Here is a 16,425-nt window from a genome sequence, read left to right on the forward strand (position 1 = left end):
ATTAATCCGGGTCTTTAGCGTCGTTGCCGGTGGTGCGGTCATTGAGCGCCGGCGGGATCAGGTACAAGTCGTCACGGTCATAGCCCAGGATCGAGCGACGCAAAATGCGGCGCGTATCCTGACCTGCGGAACCGAGACCCTTGAGTTCAAATTCAAAGTTGATGGCATCGTCGAGATTGCCGGACCGATCACGCAAATAGCGGCGAGCCACTACACGCGCTGCGATACAGCAGCTTTCCCACTGGACGCCGGCCAGCGATTCGATGGTCTTATTGTCGAGCAGCGAATAGTAGTGGCGGCCAACCACGCTCCAGTTGGGATTGATCGGGTACAGGAAGGAGAAGTCGGCCTGTTTCACTAGATCTTCAGAGGTGACCGGGCTGCGACGGTGACGATAGGCCAAATTGACCACGCCCTGGTTGCCCATCAGGTAACGGGCACGCACGGACATCAGGTCGCGACCACCGCGCTTGGGATCCCACTGGTAGCTGGAATTGACCAGCCAGCGATCAGTCGGAGCGAACGAAGCCTCAGCCACGTAAGCCGATTTGCCCTGGAGCAGCGGCGTTTCGCCCGGCATGGCGACTTGCACGCCCTTGAAGTAGCGAATCTGTCCAAGCGACAGCGAAAGTCGTTCCTGACCCGTATCCTCGCTGATAAAGCGAGTGGTTAGCGCCGTAGTGAGCTGATTGGCGTCGGACTGACGGTCGGCACCCGTGTAGCGGTTGTCACGGAACAGCTGACCCCAGCTAAACGTGAACGGTACGGTATCGAACGTCGGCAGATCGGACTGATCCTCGTACGGGGTATAGAGGTAGTAGATTCGCGGTTCCAGGGTGTTGAGATATTTGACACCCTTAATCTGCACGTGGCGATCGTAGTACATGCCGGCATCCAGGCTGGCAATCGGCAAGCTGCGCGACGGCGAACTGTTTCCGCCCAGACGCGCTGCCAGATCCTTGTCAATCTGATAAGTCGTGTAGCGATACTGCAGCTTGGGTGTGACGAACCAGCTGGCGCCCTGCAAAGGCATGGATACATACGGACGCACATCCAGGCGCGACCCGCCGTCGTAAACCTGATGACGGAAATTGACCAGCTCTGCTGCCAGACCGGTTTCGAACTTACCGAACGGGCGGTTGTATTCGAAGAGCGCGCGCGGCAGGCGATCAAACGGAAGCGATGCTTCGGTTAGTGTGTAATCGGCAATCTGGTAGTGATCGGCCGAGAGCGATGCGCTCCAGTACTTGCCACGACCGTAAAGCCCCGCCGTGCTCGTCACCATGTACTCGGCCAGGCCGTAGCGAGAGGTATTGAAGTCTTCGAGATAGTGGCGATCGCTGACCCAGTTCAAGTTGCTCGAGGCCCACCATTGGCGATTGAACTGGTGGAAGTTCCGCAGGCTGAACATGCCGCGATTGTCGGGTGACTCGGGTTCCGGGTACGGATTGCCGTTGTCATCGTGCAGATAGCGGTCCGGGTCATTGGCCGGCAGCCGGTCGTTCGGCAGGAAGTTGGCCTGCACGATGCCATTGCCGCGTTCGTATAGCCAGCGGAATTCACCTGCGACAGCCAGTCCCCGTTCGCTCATCAGGCGCGGCGTGATGGTGGCATCGTAATTCGGTGCCAGATTGATGTAATACGGCTGCTTATAGTCAAAGCCGTTACGGCCCGAGAGACTAATGGCCGGATACAGCAGGCCGGTGCGGCGCCGATCATCGATCGGGAACTTGAAATAGGGCATGTACAGCACCGGCACCTTGCCGATGCGCAACTTCGCGTTATGCGCCGTTGCAAAGCCGGACGCGTTGTCTACGCGGATTTCGTCGGCTTGCACTTCCCAGCGACGCTCTTCGGGTGGGCAGGTGGAATACGTTGCACCCGCCATTGTGCCCAGATCGCCCTGGAAGGTAATCTTGTTTGCCACACCATTGCCGCGACGCGACAGCAGTTGGTACCTCAGATCCTCGACGGTGTGCAGATCCGATTCCTGATTGCCCGATGCGTGAGCAGCACGCAGGCGCAGATTACTGTCCTGATACCGGACCGAACCGGATGCCTCATAGTCACCGGTCTCATCGTTGTACTGGAGATTGTCGGTGCCAAGGAACTGATCGCCCCGATGCAGATTGACATTGCCGGAGAAGGTCTGATTGGTCTCGTCGCCCTCGGCAGTATCGCCCTCGATGTCAGTAGGCTGACCGAGGCGGTTCAGGGCATCAGAGGAGGGGCGGCCCGCGTCTTCAAAACGCGGTACGGCATCCTGAATAGGACACAGACCCCAGTCGAGATGATCGTAATCCTTGGCCATAGCCGGTAGGGCGGCTAGAACTGCCAAGGTTAACGGCAGCAAACGAAGAGTTTTGCTCACGCAATAGGATCCGGGACGTAGAAAATCAATCATGCTAGCTTGCCCTAAGCGGACCATTCGGACAATCCACGACGGGGACGTTCAGTTATATTCATTCAGACAGAATTATAGGTCACCACTATGCAACCCATCGAAAAAGACGATTCCCAGTGGCGCCGGGAGCTGACTGAGGAGCAGTATCTGGTCTGCCGCTGTTCGGCGACGGAGCCTCCTTTTACGGGCCGGTACTGGGACCATCATGAGCCTGGCACCTATGTTTGCGTGGCTTGCAAGCAGGAATTGTTTAGCTCGAGCGCCAAGTTTGACTCGGGTAGCGGTTGGCCCAGCTTTGTGCAGCCGATTGCACCTGAACGGGTATCGGAGCGTGCAGATAGCAGTCACGGTATGCAGCGCATCGAAGCCGTTTGCGCAGTTTGCGACTCGCATTTAGGGCACGTCTTCCCGGATGGGCCCTTGCCCACAGGTCTTCGTTACTGCATTAACTCGGCGGCACTGGATTTTGTCGCCGAACCCGATTCGTAACCCGGTCGAAGGCGAGGCGAGCGCCTCAGCGGCGCTGGTGCTGCCAGATGGTCTCACCGTGACCGGACTGGCGTGCCATCACGCGCGCCAGCACAAACAGCAGATCGCTAAGACGATTGAGATAGCGGATGGCCTCGGGGCGGACCGTCTCCACACGGCTCAACTGCACGGTCTCGCGCTCGGCACGGCGAACCACCGTGCGCGCGATATGGCAGCGTGCAGCGGCCTCACCGCCGCCCGGGAGAATAAAATCGCTCAGTGCGGGCAGATCGGCATTGAACGCATCAAGCTCCTGCTCCAGCCGTGCAATATCGGCATCAAAGATGGCTGCGTGTCCGGGAATGCAAAGCTCGCCACCTAGATCGAACAACTGGTGCTGCACTGTGGTCAGCAGGGATTGGATGCGCTCGTCCAACCCCGGCGTGGCCAGAATCAGCCCAATGCAGCTATTGGCCTCATCGACCGTGCCGTAGCTGCCGACTCGCGCACTGTCCTTGCCGATCCGTTCGCCGTTACCCAGGCCCGTGGAGCCATCGTCACCGGTGCGTGTATAGATCTTGGACAGCCGATTGCCCACAGTGGATTAGACCGTCTGTGCGCGCAGAGCCGGGGTGCCGCTGCGCAGCAACTGGAAGCCGCCGAACAGGAAGGCGCTGTACATCAGCGTCGAGATCAGCGACCACTTGACGAAGGGGATGCCGGCCACATAGGCCATTCCCAGACCGGCGACGGTCTTGGGATACTGCGGATCCGCCAGGAACGCGCCGAAGTTGGTCGTCAGGAAAAACATGGCAGTGCTGGCGACTGCTGCGGTGGCAACCGCTACCGAGGACTTGCGGTTACGCAGCGCAAAGCCGATTACAGTGCACAGCACAGTGGCGCCCAGCACGATCAGTTGCCCTGTGCTGCCCACATAATCGCCGTACAAACCGCCGTTGATATAGCCCAAAGCCACGTCCGAAATGACGACTGCCAACACCGGTACCAGCAGGGCCGAGTTGCGGCTCGCAAAGAATGCACCACCGAACAGACCAACGGCTGCAATCGGGCTGAAGTTCGGCGGATGCGGCAACAGGCGCGAGAGGCATGCCAGCACGATCATGGCGGCGAGAATCAGTGGCCCGACGGCCAGACGAGGGTTGGTGGTGTTCATGTTCATTTGAGAGCGCTCCTAGGAACCATTAGGATAACGCAATGCCTAGCTCCCCTGTAACCGTTGCTCCCCCGGCCGATATTGTCATTGTCGGCGGCGGCCTCGTCGGATCCTGTCTGGCCATCGCCCTGGAGCCACTAAACCTGCGGGCAGTGATGCTCGAAGCGCATGCCGGCACCGGAATGCCACGGGTGTTCGACCAGCGCAACTTGAGCTTCAATGCGGCCACCGTGAACGCGCTGACTGCGTTGGGGGTCATGCCCCTGCTGGCGGCTCCTTCCGGGCCGATTCGCCGCATTGAGACGAGCCGCGTCGGTGATTTTGGCCGCGTCGTCATGCAAGCCTCCGATTACGGTCGAAGCGAGTTCGGGCGCGTCGTGATCGCCAGTGACTTCGGGCGCGCGCTGGAGCAGCGACTGTCTGCTTTAAAGACCCTGACGCGTATTCGACCCGCGCGATTTACCGCCACTTCCGAGCTGGACGGTGTTCGGCAGGTGCATTACATCGCCGATGGAGCAGAGCAGGTGCTGCCATGCCAATTGCTGGTCGGTGCCGATGGCGCGGCGAGCGGGGTCCGTTCCGCGCTCGCAATCAACACCACGTCCTTTGATTACCGTCACGACCTGTTCGTTGCAGCGGCGCGACTGGATCGCCCGTTGAATGGCGCGGCCTTCGAACGGATTAGTGATCATGGCCCCTTGGCCCTGCTGCCGCGTGGCGACGGTCAGGTCGGCCTGATTGTGGGTGTGGATCGCGCCGATGCCGATCGCGTGATGGCGATGGCCGATGCCGAGTACCTGCAGTACGTGCAGGATCGGTTCGGCTATCGCGCTGGTCGCCTGATCTCCGTGGGTGAGCGCTCGCGTTATGCCGGAAGGCGTGATGTCGCGACGGCGTTAACGGCTCCTCACGGAGTGCTGGTCGGTAATGCGGCGCAATCGCTGCATCCGGTCGGCGCGCAAGGGTTCAACCTCGGTTTGCGCGATGCTTTGACCCTGGCCGAAGGCATCGCCGCAGCAGCAAGCATCGGTGATGCCACCATGCTGCAGCAATACGTGCAGCGCCGTCGCGAAGACCGCGAACGCACGCTAGCTTTCAGTCATACGATGGCCACGCTCGGCACCAATCCGCTCATTCCCTTGCGGCCGTTGCGTACCTTGGGCATGGCGCTGGTCGGTCGCGTGCAATCGGTCAAGGACCGCGTGGTTGCGCAGGCCATGGGCCTTGGCGGCGATGTGCCTGAACTGTGCAGGGACTTGCCATGAGCCGCATTCTCGATGCCGTCATCGTGGGCGGCGGCGCCGTCGGTGCGACCGCGGCGTTGGAACTGCAGCGCAAAGGCCTGCAAGTCGCGCTGATCGAACCGCACGAACCCGCTCCCTGGAATTCGCAGAACAAAGATCTGCGTGTGTTTGCCATCGCGCCGGATTCGATGGCACTGCTGGACGATGTCGGTGCGGGCGCCCGTATCCGCCAACTCCGAGCGCCTGCATATCGCCGCATGCAGGTGTGGGATGCGGCCGCACCCAAACAACCGATTGTCTTTTCTGCCGCGGTCTTAGCGCGCCCGCAGTTGGGGTGGATCGTTGAAAATGCCTTGCTGCAGGATGCCTTGTGGCAATCCCTGCGTGCGACCGACGTGCGTTTACTGCTCGGCACTCGCGTTGTTGAGATCGCCAACGAAGAGCGCAGTGTCCGTCTCGTACTCGATAGCGGTGAACATCTTGAGGCGCGCCGCGTCCTGGCCGCCGACGGAGGCGGATCGCAAGTTCGTCAGTCCATCGGCATTGAAACCAAGGCGCACGATTACGGACAACGCGGCATCGTGGCTTATGTCGAGCACGAGCTCGATCACCAAAGCACGTGCTGGCAACGCTTCCTGCCGACGGGCCCCTTGGCATTTCTGCCCGTCGAAGGCCGTACCAGCTCCATTGTGTGGACCGTGCCCGATGCCCTGGCGCAGGAGCTGCTGGCGTTGGACGATGCGCAATTCCTGCAGCGGCTCGAGCGCGCCTTCGATGGCCCTCTAGGCGCGCTAACTGCCGTCAGTCAGCGCGCGGCGTTTCCGCTGCGTCGCCAACTGGCGACTTCGTTTGTCGAAGGCCGCGTCGCGCTATTGGGCGATGCCGCGCATGTCGTGCATCCGTTGGCCGGGCAGGGGGTCAATATCGGTTTCCGTGATGTGCTCGGCCTGCGCGAGTTGACCGCAGGTAAAGCCTGGTATGAACAGGCTGCATGGGATCGTTGGGGCCGTACACGCCGCTCCGAGAGTGCCGTCGCTGCCTATGGTTTCGAAGCCCTCAACGCGCTGTTTAGTTCCGATGCCGTGTTGCCGACGTTAGTGCGTGGTCCGGCCTTAGGCGTCGTCAACCGCATTCCGAGTCTGACTCGCGCGTTCTGGCGCAAAGCAGCGGGTCTTTAAGCTACAGTTCGGCGGGTTCGGGCTCTTAGCGGTCTTTGCGCGAAATCAGACCGGCGTAGACCGTGATCTCTTCGCGATCGTGATAGAGCTGCTTGACGCGGATATCCAGCGGCATGCCCGCGGCTTCGGTAAAACGCTGCAGGCAATGTTCCACCTCGGCGTAGCGCTTTTTCATCGGCAGCTTCAGGTTAAAGATGCTGCGGCGACACCAGTCGTTGGCAAACCACTCACCCATGCGTTGCGCAACGCGGGCGGGCTGTTCGACCATGTCGCAGACCATCCACTCGAGCGGAAACTTTGGCGACCAGCGAAAACCGTCGGCGCGCAGATGTTCAACCCGACCGTTCTCCAGCAGTTGCTCACGCAGAGGGCCATTGTCGATCGCAGTGACCAGCAGCCCATGACGCATCAGCACCCACGTCCAGCCGCCGGGTGCCGCGCCGAGATCACAGGCGCGCATGCCATCGCGCAGCCATTTCTCGCGCTCCGCTTCGGTCAGTAGCGTAAGCAATGCCTCTTCAAGCTTCAAAGCGCTACGCGAAGGCGCCTGCGCATTCATACGCAAGCGAGGAATCCCCATCGGGAAGGCCGGTCGCTGCGAGAAGTCGCTGACGCCGAGGATGCCGGATTCGGCACCGGTCAACAGCAGATGCAGACACGGCAAATGCGGGCGGTCCTTGCCGCTCATAAAGCCATGCTTACGCAAGGCGGCACGCAGGGCATTGCCGAGACTGCGGGCCAGTCCGGCAAATTCACGGCCGCTATCGGCATCGGAATACTCAACGGCGACCGAACCGAAACCGTTCAAGTCCATTCCACGCAGAACGTCGAGAATGGGTGTGATGCGATCCTCGCGCGGCAAATTGGGCAAGGATGCCAGCATCGCGATGCTCTGGCGTGCAAAGATCAGGGAATTCGTGCCGAGTTGGCGCGACAGGGCGGCCGCATCTTCGCATAGGAATTCGACATAGCCACTGTCACGTTGGGCCTTGGCGTAACCCGCTACACCGAGTTCCGCGGCCTTGCTCTGGTACTCGGCGGCCAGCTCGGGCTCAAAGCCCTGTCGGCACCATCCAAGCAGGCCGATGGCTGCCGCCGTGTTGGCGCTCATGCCGTTCAGTACACCACTCCTACGGTATCGCGATACTGCTGCAACACCTCACGCGCTGCATCTCGCTGCAGATCGGTCACGACCTCAATGCCGCGATTCTCCAGCTCGCCGACCCAGTTGGCGGGCAGGGGGCCTTCGTCAAAACCGGCCAACTCCTCGACGTCATTGGAGCGGGCGGCAATCAGCAAACGGTCGATACCGGCCCACACCGTGGCGCCGTAGCACTGGCAGCACGGTTGGCCCGAAGTGGCCAAGGTGATCGGCCCGACCGGTTGGTCATTCTCATCGCGATTGAGACGGAAACGCTGCGTGCGCTGTTGCGCCGTCATGTACGCCATCATTTCGCCGTGGGCAACAGAGCAGCTCTGCGGCACCACACGATTGACGCCGACACTGACCACGCGATTGTGCGCATCGAACACGACGGCGCCGAACGGGCCGCCGGTGCCGTGCTCGACATTGAGGCGACTCAGTTCAATGGCCAACGCCATCTTGTCGTCGTCACTCGGGTAGCTCGGCTCCAGTTGCAGATCATGCGTCCAGGCCGGCAAGGTCAGATGCACCTGTGCGTACAGCATGCTCAGGCACCCTGCCAGCTATCGCGCAGTTCGACGGCCCGGTTAAACACCGGATGCTCGGGCGAATGATCGTAACGGTCGGTCACAAAATAACCGGTGCGCTCGAACTGGAAGTGCGTTTCCGGCGCGGCATTGGCAGCAGCAGGTTCGACATAAGCCGTCACCGTGCGACGCGAGTTTGGATTCAGATAGTCGCGGTAGGTCTTGCCGTCTTCATCGGTGTCCGGATTGGCAACGGTAAACAGACGATCGTAGAGGTGCACAACGGCCGGCACGGCGTGATGCGCGCTGACCCAATGAATCGTGCCCTTGACCTTGCGGTGTGAACCTTCCATGCCGGGACGCGATTCCAAATCGAGCGTGCACAGCAGTTCGCTGATGTCGCCGTTGATATCACGCACGACTTCATCGCAGCGGATGATGCCGGCACCGCGCAGTCGCACTTCGCCACCGACGGTGAGGCGCTTAAATCCCTTCGGCGGCACTTCGGCGAAGTCATCGCGTTCGATCCACAATTCGCGAGCAAACGGAACACTACGGCTGCCGGCCGATTCGTCCTTGGGATGATTGGCGAAAGTCAGCGTTTCTTCGTGCGAGGGATCGACGTTGGTCAGAATGACCTTGACCGGATCGAGCACAGCGAGGCGACGTTGGGCGTTGGTGTCCAGGTCTTCGCGCAGGGCACCCTCGAGAATGCTGATATCGAGCAGCGAGTTCTGCTTGCTGATGCCGACGCGGTCGACCATCAGGCGCAGGGCGCCCGGCGTATAGCCGCGGCGGCGAATGCCCTGCAGCGTCGGCATGCGTGGATCGTCCCAGCCGTCGACCAGCTTGTCGTTCACCAGTGCCAGTAACTTGCGCTTGCTCATGACCAGGTAGTTGAAATTCAGGCGCGAGAATTCAATCTGACGCGGTACTGCGGCCTCGCGCGGCAGACCTGTGTCCACCAGCGGCTGCGTCAGTTCCGGCGAGTTCGGCAAGTCGACCTTGGCGACGCACCAGTCGTACAGCGGACGGTGATCTTCGAATTCGAGGGTGCATAGGGAGTGGGTGATGCCTTCGACCGAATCGCTCAGCGAATGGGCGAAGTCGTACATCGGATAGATCGGCCACTCGTTGCCGGTGTTCTGGTGCTCGACATGCTTGATGCGATACAAAGCAGGATCGCGCAAGTTCATGTTGGGCGAGCTCATATCAATCTTGGCGCGCAGGGTCTTGGCACCATCGGAGAATTCGCCCGCACGCATGCGGCGGAACAGATCCAGGTTTTCCTCGACACTGCGATCGCGGTTCGGCGAATTGCGGCCCGGCTCGGTAAAGCTGCCGCGATAGGCTTGGACTTCCTCGGGGCTCAGGTCGCAGACAAATGCATCGCCCTGCCGGATCAGCTTTTCGGCGGCCAGATACAGTACCTCGAAATAATCGCTGGCGTGACGCAGGTCATTCCACTCGAAACCGAGCCAGTTCACGTCATCCTGGATGGCGCGCACGTATTCGGGATCTTCCTTGGCGGGGTTGGTGTCGTCGAGGCGCAGATTGCAGACGCCACCGAACTCACCGGCAATGCCGAAGTCGAGGCAGATGGCCTTAGCATGGCCAATGTGCAGATAACCGTTGGGTTCAGGCGGGAAGCGCGTTTTGATGGCCGTATGCTTACCCGAGGCCAAGTCGTCCCGCACGATCTGCCGGATGAAGTCCTGCTTCAGCGGCGCGGATTCGGTGGATGCGGGTGTGGCGTTAGGATCAGTCATGTGGCGCTTACAAACGGTTGATTAGACTGGAAATTATACGAGCAATCGGGAGAAAGCCGTGGAACGCATTTACTTTGGCATGGGCTGCTTCTGGGGCGCAGAGCGGCGATTCTGGCAGCAACCGGGCGTGATTCGCACGGCCGTAGGCTATGCGGGCGGGCGGCGGGAGCAGCCTTCGTATGAACAGGTCTGTTCCGGTGCCACCGGGCATGCGGAAATGGTCGAGGTCGAGTGGGACCCGCAACAGACCTCATTGGAACAACTGCTCAAGGTGTTTTGGGAGGCGCATGATCCAACCCAGGGCGACCGTCAGGGCAATGACATCGGCTCGCAGTACCGCTCCGCAATCTATTGCACGACCGAGCCGCAACATGCGGCGGCGCTGCAATCCCGGAATCTGTTTGCGAAGGCACTGCAGGCGCAGGGTTTTGGGCCGATTACGACGGAAATCCTGTTTCCGGCGCCCGCATTCTGGCGCGCCGAGGAATACCATCAGCGCTATCTGGAAAAGAATCCTAACGGTTACTGCGGATTGCGGGGCACGGGCGTTACGGCGCAGACGTAGATCACTTCGCATCCGCCCTGGCCGGTATCGCCGCGCTGCGTGGAGCTGCGCCAGCTCCAGCCATCCGCACCGCGAGCTTCGATCAGCCAACCGTCAATGCGGACATCGTCTCCGGCCTGAATTCCCTGCAGTGCCGTGCGGACCGCATCGTTCGAAGGGATCATGTGCATATTGGCGCTGCTGCGGATGATTTCTGCAGTCGGTAGCGGCTCCTTGCCGTACCAGCGCCAGTGATACCAGCGTTGGTCCTGGGTCACATGGAGTGCCTTGATGATGGCGTCGTCGCGCATGCGGCCCCAGGCCAAGGCCAGATCCACCGGCGCGAGTTTGGCTTCGCGATCGGTCGAATAACCCTTTGCCGACATGACCGTGGCATCGACACTAAAGCCGAACAGAGGCTTGAGGCGGTGATTGTTGTGCACGAAAGATTGCATGCCGCGCGGCACCGGAGTCTGCAGTGGTTCGCTGCCCAGGCTCTTGCCGGGCGGTGGCGAGCAGCCGCCATAGACAGTGGGGATACCGCGTTGCTGTGCCTGCACGCCGGCGGGTGCATGCCAGGTGGGTGGCGGAGTCAGTGCGGCGGCCTCAGCAGCGGGTTTGACCGGCGCTGCGTGGGGCCCCCGCAAGGCCTGAACGTAGTACCAGGCAAAAAGGGAAATGGCAGCGAGAACTGCCGCCATTGCCAACCATTTGAGTACGCGCCACATGCGCTTACTTTACTGGGGTGCGCGCAGGGACTTCAAGACAGGGATATCGCGGATGGTGGCAGCGATGGCTTCGAGCGTACTTGCCATGGCGGAGCTATGCCGGCGCACTAGCGCGATTTCGCGGAACGGGGGCTCGCCTTCGAACGGAACGAGCTGCAGGTCATCGGTGTTGTGCGGCGGCAGCGTGGCCAGCGCCGGCAGCAGCGTATCGCCCAAGCCGGTGCCGACCATCTGACGCAAAGTCTCCAACGACGTCGCACGGAAATCCTGCTGCTCGCGCGCGCCGCTGAGACGGCACACCGCCAAGGCCTGGTCGCGCAGGCAATGGCCTTCGTCCAGCAGTAACAAGGTGCGGTCATTCAGATCCTCAAGACCCAGCGGATGCTTGAGATTCAGCGGCTTGTCCTTGGGTACCGCCAGCACAAATTCCTCGCGGAACAAGGGGTCAATGTCCCACTGGTCGCCCTCAATCGGCAAGGCGAGCAGGGCGGCGTCGAGTTTGCCTTCGCGCAATTTCTGTAGCAGGACGTCGGTCTTTTCTTCGACCAGATACCAGTCAATGCGCGGGAACCGCTCATGCAGAACCGGAATCACGTGCGGCAACAGGTAAGGACCCAGAGTGGGGAATACACCCAGATGGATCTTGCCCGATTCGGGGTCGCGGCTGCGTTTGGCCAGGGCCACCATGCCATCGACTTCCGTTAGCACGGTGCGTGCGCGGGACACGACATCCTTACCGATCGGCGTCAGCATCACGTTGCCGGGCGCGCGCTCGACCAAGGTGACGCCGAGCTCGTCCTCGAGTTTCTTGATTTGCGTGGAGAGCGTCGGCTGCGAGACGAAACTCGCAGCCGCTGCTTTGCCAAAGTGCTGGTGATCGGCAAGCGCCACTAGGTACCGCAGATCGCGCAGGTTCATGACTTAGGCTGCCTGATGCTGATTGTCGGCGACCGGCGTGCGAATCAGATAGTCGAAGGCGCTCAGGGCTGCGGTCGCACCGCCACCCATTGCAATCACGATCTGCTTGTACGGAGTGGTCGTACTGTCACCCGCGGCAAACACGCCGGGGATATTGGTGCGGCCGTGCGGGTCGATCACGATCTCACCCATCGGGCTCAGCTCCACCACATCCTTGAGAAAGCGCGTGTTCGGCAGCAGACCGATCTGCACGAAGACACCATCCACATTCAAGGTGCGGGACTCATCGGTGGTGCGATCTTTATATTGCAGGCCGGTCACTTTGTCGGTGCCGAGCACTTCGGTCGTTGCCGCGGAACGGATCACGGCGGTGTTGGGCATGCTGGCCAACTTGCGTTGCAGCACATCGTCCGCCTTGAGCGTGTCGGCAAATTCGAGCACCGTGACGTGATCGACAATGCCGGCCAGGTCAATTGCCGCTTCGATACCGCTGTTGCCGCCGCCGATGACCGCGATCTTTTTGCCCTTAAACAAGGGGCCATCGCAGTGCGGGCAGAAGGTCACGCCTTTGTTGCGCAAGTCGTTCTCACCGGGCACATTCATGGTGCGCCACGATGCACCCGTCGACAGAATCAGCGTGCGGGATTTCAGTTGAGCGCCATTTTCCAGCTCTACGGTGTGCAGGCCGCCTTCCGTTTCCGACGGGATCAGCTTGGCCACGCGTTGGGCATTGATGACGTCCACATCGTAATGGCGGACGTGCGCTTCCAGATTCGCTGCGAGTTTCGGACCTTCGGTGTATTCCACCGAGACAAAGTTCTCGATCGACATGGTGTCGAGCACCTGGCCGCCGAAACGTTCGCTGACCACGCCGGTGCGAATGCCCTTGCGTGCGGCGTAGATGGCAGCTGCAGCACCAGCAGGGCCGCCGCCGACCACGAGCACATCAAACGGGGCCTTGGCATCAATTGCGTCCTTGGCCTTGGCGCCGGCGTTGGCATCGAGTCGTGTCACCAGCTGTTCGACCGACAGGCGACCGGTTTCAAAGAATTCGCCATTGAGGAACACGGTGGGCACGGCCATCACTTCGCGCTGTGTGACTTCGTCCTGGAACAGGGCACCGTCGATCGCGATATGCGAGATCCGCGGATTCAGAATGCTCATCAGGTTCAGGGCCTGCACGGTATCCGGGCAGCTCTGGCAGTGCAGCGACATAAACGTTTCGAAGGCGAAGTCGCCATCGAGCGCGCGCACCTGCTGAGCCAGTTCGTCGCTGATGCGCGCCGGGTGACCGCCGACCTGCAGCAGTGCCAACACCAGCGAGGTGAATTCGTGGCCCAGCGGGATCGCCGCAAAGCTCACTTGTTCAGTGCTGCCGACGCGCTGAATCGTGAAGCTCGGCTTGAGTGCGGCAGCGTCAGTGCCTTCGACAAATTGGACCTTGTCGGACAGCGTGGCGAGGGTGGTCAGCAGCTCGCGCAGTTCGGTCGAGGCCTTTGAGCCGTCGAAATTGCCGATCAGTTCAATCGGGTAAATCAGCTTTTCAAAGTAGGCTTTGAGCTGATTTTGCAGGTCTTGATCCAACATGGGGCTATCCTCAATGGACACTAGAAAGTCGATAGAGAAAGTCTATTCAGTGCCCTCATATTAATCCAATCGATTGTTTGGATGTCAGCGATAGGTCCCAGCTATTAATTATCGCTATTGGGCAGATTTATGGAGACCATCAGGCCGTGGGGTCCCCGGTTGGCCAGAGACAGGCTGCCGCCGTGCGCCTCGGCAATTTCCCGCGCCAGGGCCAGCCCCAGACCGGTTCCGCCCCGTTTGGTCGAGTAGAACGGCAGCAGCGCCTGGGTCATGACATGCGCCGGCATGCCGGGACCGCGGTCCAGCACGTCGATCCGCCAGCCGTTGGGCAATTTACGTAGCTGCAGTTCAACCGCCGCCGGGTCGCTGCCCGATTCCAGGGCATTCTTCACCAGATTCAACACTGCCTGTTCGAGCTGTGCCGTGTCCGCGTTGGGCTTGCCTTCGGCATGGCGTTCGTCCCAGCCGAACGCCATCTGCATCTGCAGACGTCTGATGAGATCGCCCCAGAGGAAGGGTTCGCGGCGCGGCTCCGGCAATTTCGCAAACCGTGCGTATCCGCGAATGAATTCCTCGAGATGGCGTGCGCGCTCTTCGATCGTTCTTAAGGCATCGGGCAGGCGTTGGGTCTGTTCGCGTTCCAGCAACAGCCGGCTCGAACTGGCCAGCGATGCAATTGGGGCCAAAGAGTTGTTGAGTTCGTGGCTGATGATACGGATCAAATTCTTCCAGGTGCGGACTTCCTGCCGGCGCAACTCCGTCGTCAGCTGTTTCAGCAACAGCAGTTCGTGCAACTGTCCGTTCAGACGGAAACGACGTCGCGACAGCTGGATAATTTCCGACTCGTCATGGATTCCGACATCGAATACGGCGTCACCGCCGGCATCCAACGCGTCCTTGAGTGCAGGGTGCGCACCGGCCACCACCTGATCCAGTCGATTGCCCTCGAGTCGCGATCCGCCCGCGAGCATTTGCCGTGCCGCGATATTGCCCAGCACGATATGTCCGCCGGGACTGATCAGCACAATCGCGACCGGCGTGTTTTCAATCACGGTGTCGAGCATCAGTTCGCGCTGCGACAGCGCGACGCGTTCGGCGCGCAAGGTGGTGCCCAACTGATTATGTGCTTGGACCAGGGGCGACATCTCATCGTGCAGATCCCGTAGGCCCACGTTGAACTCGCCATCGCGATAGCTCGCGATCATTGCGGTCAGGGCGCGGCGCGTACGGGCGTCGCGACGCCAGTGCGTCAACAGGACGAGGCAAAGGGCGAGCCACGGTACCGTAATGCAGACGACGGTGAGCCACAACGGCCAGCTTTTGACCATGCCCAGCACCGGCAGCCCGATGCCCGCTGCCGTACACACAGTGACGGCTACCGGAGTAATGGATACCCGCCAGTTACTGCGGTTTGGCGATGCCATACAGATCCATGCGGCGATAGAGCGCCTGTCGCGAAAGGCCTAATTCCGCGGCCGCCTGAGCGATCACCCCGCGATGTTTTGATAATGCATGCCGGATGCTGTCCGCATCGGGTTCACCGGTGCCGAGAATGCCTGCATTGGCGGGCAGCATCAGATGCTCGATTTCAATTACAGATCCTTGCGCAAGGACGCATGCCCGTTGAATAGTGCTGCGCAATTCACGCACGTTGCCATGCCAAGGGCTGCGGCGTAGCGCATCCTCGGCAGCAGTGCTGAGCGATTTTTCGTGCGTGAGAAACGACTTTGCCAACGGAACAATGTCGTCATGCCTCTGCCTGAGCGGTGCCAGTTCCACAGTGACCCCGTTGAGGCGGTACAGCAGATCCTGACGGAACAGGCCTTGCGCAACCAATTGCTGCAAATCCGCATTACTCGTCGTGATCACGCGAAATGCCGCGTGACGTTCGCGATTGCTGCCAAGGCGCGTAAAGCGACCGGTCTCAATAACGCGCAGGAGTTTGGCCTGATTGCCGATACTGAGCTGCGCAATGTCTTCGAGTACTAGAGTGCCGCAGTCGGCCGCCTCCAGTTTGCCGCCACGGGAGCGCGCCACGCCTTTAAAGGCACCGGCTTCGGCGCCGAACAGTTCGGACTCCAGCATGTCCTCGGGAATCGCGCCGCAGTTGAGGCTGATGAGCGGACCATGGCTGACCGCCGAGTTGCGATGGATGAGTTCGGCCAGCAGATCCTTGCCGACACCGCTTTCACCCTGAATCAGAATCGGCAAGGGCGATTTGGCCACCTGGCACGCCAGATTGACCGCTTGCTCTGTGACCTCGTCGACAAAGACAAAACCGCGTAAATTGTAATGCCTTGCCAGACGTTCCTGCCGTTCCCGTCGGTTGGTGCGTTGGCGTGTGGCGGCACGCTGCAAATCATGCAGTTCAATCAGCGTCAATGCGCTGGCGACCAGCTTGTTGTCGTCCCATGGTTTGGACAGATAATCCGCCGCACCGGCTTTAGATAACGCAACCGCGTGCTCCAGCTGAGTCCAGGCGGTCAGGAGAATGATCGGCAGATCGGGAGAGACTGCACGCAAGCGGTGAAACAGTTCGACCCCCTCGTCGCCCGAGGTGTAGTCCGATTCAAAGTTCATGTCCTGGATGACAAGATCGATGTCACCTCGCTCCACACGCCGGACGCCGGCATCCGGCGTCGCGGCATGTTCCACCTGCATCTCGTGCAGAGAAAAGAGGATCTCAAGCGCGGTTGCAACGCTTGGGTTGTCATCAATGACTAGGACTCGCGGCATAGAC

General features: G+C 60.6%; 14 protein-coding genes and 1 pseudogene. 4 read left to right on the forward strand and 11 right to left on the reverse strand.

Going from position 1 to position 16,425, the window contains the following annotated elements; translation table 11 throughout:
- Nucleotide 1: 1 nt before the first annotated feature.
- Nucleotides 2–2,371, reverse strand: a complete 2,370-nt coding sequence (lptD, locus tag V3390_RS05270) for an LPS assembly protein LptD (RefSeq protein WP_425493016.1) — start codon at nucleotides 2,369–2,371, stop codon at nucleotides 2–4.
- Between the two features lie 120 nt (nucleotides 2,372–2,491).
- Between lptD and msrB the strand changes: the two genes are divergently transcribed.
- Entirely contained in the window at nucleotides 2,492–2,893 is a 402-nt protein-coding gene (msrB, locus tag V3390_RS05275; RefSeq protein WP_331690300.1) for a peptide-methionine (R)-S-oxide reductase MsrB, read from the forward strand.
- A 25-nt stretch (nucleotides 2,894–2,918) separates the two neighbouring features.
- Here the strand turns inward: msrB and V3390_RS05280 are convergent, their stop codons facing one another.
- On the reverse strand, nucleotides 2,919–3,470 hold the full coding sequence (locus V3390_RS05280) for a cob(I)yrinic acid a,c-diamide adenosyltransferase (RefSeq protein WP_331703678.1): 552 nt from the start codon (nucleotides 3,468–3,470) through the stop codon (nucleotides 2,919–2,921).
- Between the two features lie 6 nt (nucleotides 3,471–3,476).
- On the reverse strand, nucleotides 3,477–4,052 hold the full coding sequence (locus V3390_RS05285) for a DUF6580 family putative transport protein (RefSeq protein ID WP_331703680.1): 576 nt from the start codon (nucleotides 4,050–4,052) through the stop codon (nucleotides 3,477–3,479).
- A 35-nt stretch (nucleotides 4,053–4,087) separates the two neighbouring features.
- Between V3390_RS05285 and V3390_RS05290 the strand changes: the two genes are divergently transcribed.
- Together V3390_RS05290 and V3390_RS05295 are read left to right on the forward strand one after the other, a co-directional pair.
- Complete coding sequence (locus V3390_RS05290; protein WP_331703681.1) at nucleotides 4,088–5,311, forward strand: FAD-dependent monooxygenase; 1,224 nt, start codon at nucleotides 4,088–4,090, stop codon at nucleotides 5,309–5,311.
- On the forward strand, nucleotides 5,308–6,468 hold the full coding sequence (locus tag V3390_RS05295) for an FAD-dependent oxidoreductase (protein ID WP_331703682.1): 1,161 nt from the start codon (nucleotides 5,308–5,310) through the stop codon (nucleotides 6,466–6,468). Before V3390_RS05290 ends, V3390_RS05295 begins: the two co-directional genes overlap by 4 nt.
- 25 nt (nucleotides 6,469–6,493) lie before the next feature.
- Here the strand turns inward: V3390_RS05295 and rlmM are convergent, their stop codons facing one another.
- The 3 genes from rlmM to V3390_RS05310 are packed head-to-tail and all read right to left on the reverse strand — an operon-like array spanning nucleotide 6,494 to nucleotide 9,908.
- Nucleotides 6,494–7,579: a 23S rRNA (cytidine(2498)-2'-O)-methyltransferase RlmM gene (gene rlmM, locus V3390_RS05300; RefSeq protein ID WP_331690305.1), complete on the reverse strand. Its 1,086-nt coding sequence runs from the start codon at nucleotides 7,577–7,579 to the stop codon at nucleotides 6,494–6,496.
- Nucleotides 7,580–7,584: 5 nt separating this feature from the next.
- On the reverse strand, nucleotides 7,585–8,157 hold the full coding sequence (locus tag V3390_RS05305) for a nucleoside deaminase (RefSeq protein WP_331703684.1): 573 nt from the start codon (nucleotides 8,155–8,157) through the stop codon (nucleotides 7,585–7,587).
- 2 nt (nucleotides 8,158–8,159) lie between these two features.
- Nucleotides 8,160–9,908 carry a glutamine--tRNA ligase/YqeY domain fusion protein gene (locus tag V3390_RS05310; RefSeq protein ID WP_331703686.1) on the reverse strand — a complete coding sequence of 583 codons (1,749 nt, stop codon included), beginning with the start codon at nucleotides 9,906–9,908 and terminating at the stop codon, nucleotides 8,160–8,162.
- Nucleotides 9,909–9,981: 73 nt separating this feature from the next.
- Between V3390_RS05310 and msrA the strand changes: the two are divergent.
- A pseudogene (gene msrA, locus V3390_RS05315) lies at nucleotides 9,982–10,473 on the forward strand (peptide-methionine (S)-S-oxide reductase MsrA); the annotation flags it as partial.
- On the opposite strand, the gene V3390_RS05320 reads toward msrA, so the two are convergent.
- The 5 genes from V3390_RS05320 to V3390_RS05340 form a co-directional block, all read right to left on the reverse strand.
- Entirely contained in the window at nucleotides 10,431–11,180 is a 750-nt protein-coding gene (locus tag V3390_RS05320; RefSeq protein ID WP_331703688.1) for a hypothetical protein, read from the reverse strand. The pseudogene msrA and the gene V3390_RS05320 sit on opposite strands and share 43 nt — an antisense overlap.
- 9 nt (nucleotides 11,181–11,189) lie before the next feature.
- Nucleotides 11,190–12,098, reverse strand: coding sequence for a LysR substrate-binding domain-containing protein (locus tag V3390_RS05325; RefSeq protein WP_331690309.1), 909 nt, complete (start codon nucleotides 12,096–12,098; stop codon nucleotides 11,190–11,192).
- A 3-nt stretch (nucleotides 12,099–12,101) separates the two neighbouring features.
- Nucleotides 12,102–13,685, reverse strand: coding sequence for an alkyl hydroperoxide reductase subunit F (gene ahpF / locus V3390_RS05330; protein ID WP_331703690.1), 1,584 nt, complete (start codon nucleotides 13,683–13,685; stop codon nucleotides 12,102–12,104).
- A gap of 104 nt (nucleotides 13,686–13,789) precedes the next feature.
- The gene (locus V3390_RS05335) at nucleotides 13,790–15,013 is read right to left on the reverse strand and encodes a sensor histidine kinase (protein ID WP_425493041.1); all 1,224 of its coding nucleotides are present in this window, start codon (nucleotides 15,011–15,013) and stop codon (nucleotides 13,790–13,792) included.
- Nucleotides 15,014–15,086: 73 nt separating this feature from the next.
- Nucleotides 15,087–16,421, reverse strand: a complete 1,335-nt coding sequence (locus V3390_RS05340; protein ID WP_425493042.1) for a sigma-54-dependent transcriptional regulator — start codon at nucleotides 16,419–16,421, stop codon at nucleotides 15,087–15,089.
- Between the last annotated feature and the right edge of the window lie 4 nt (nucleotides 16,422–16,425).

The organism is Aquilutibacter rugosus (genome assembly GCF_036541335.1).
Classification (GTDB): domain Bacteria; phylum Pseudomonadota; class Gammaproteobacteria; order Xanthomonadales; family Xanthomonadaceae; genus Aquilutibacter; species Aquilutibacter rugosus.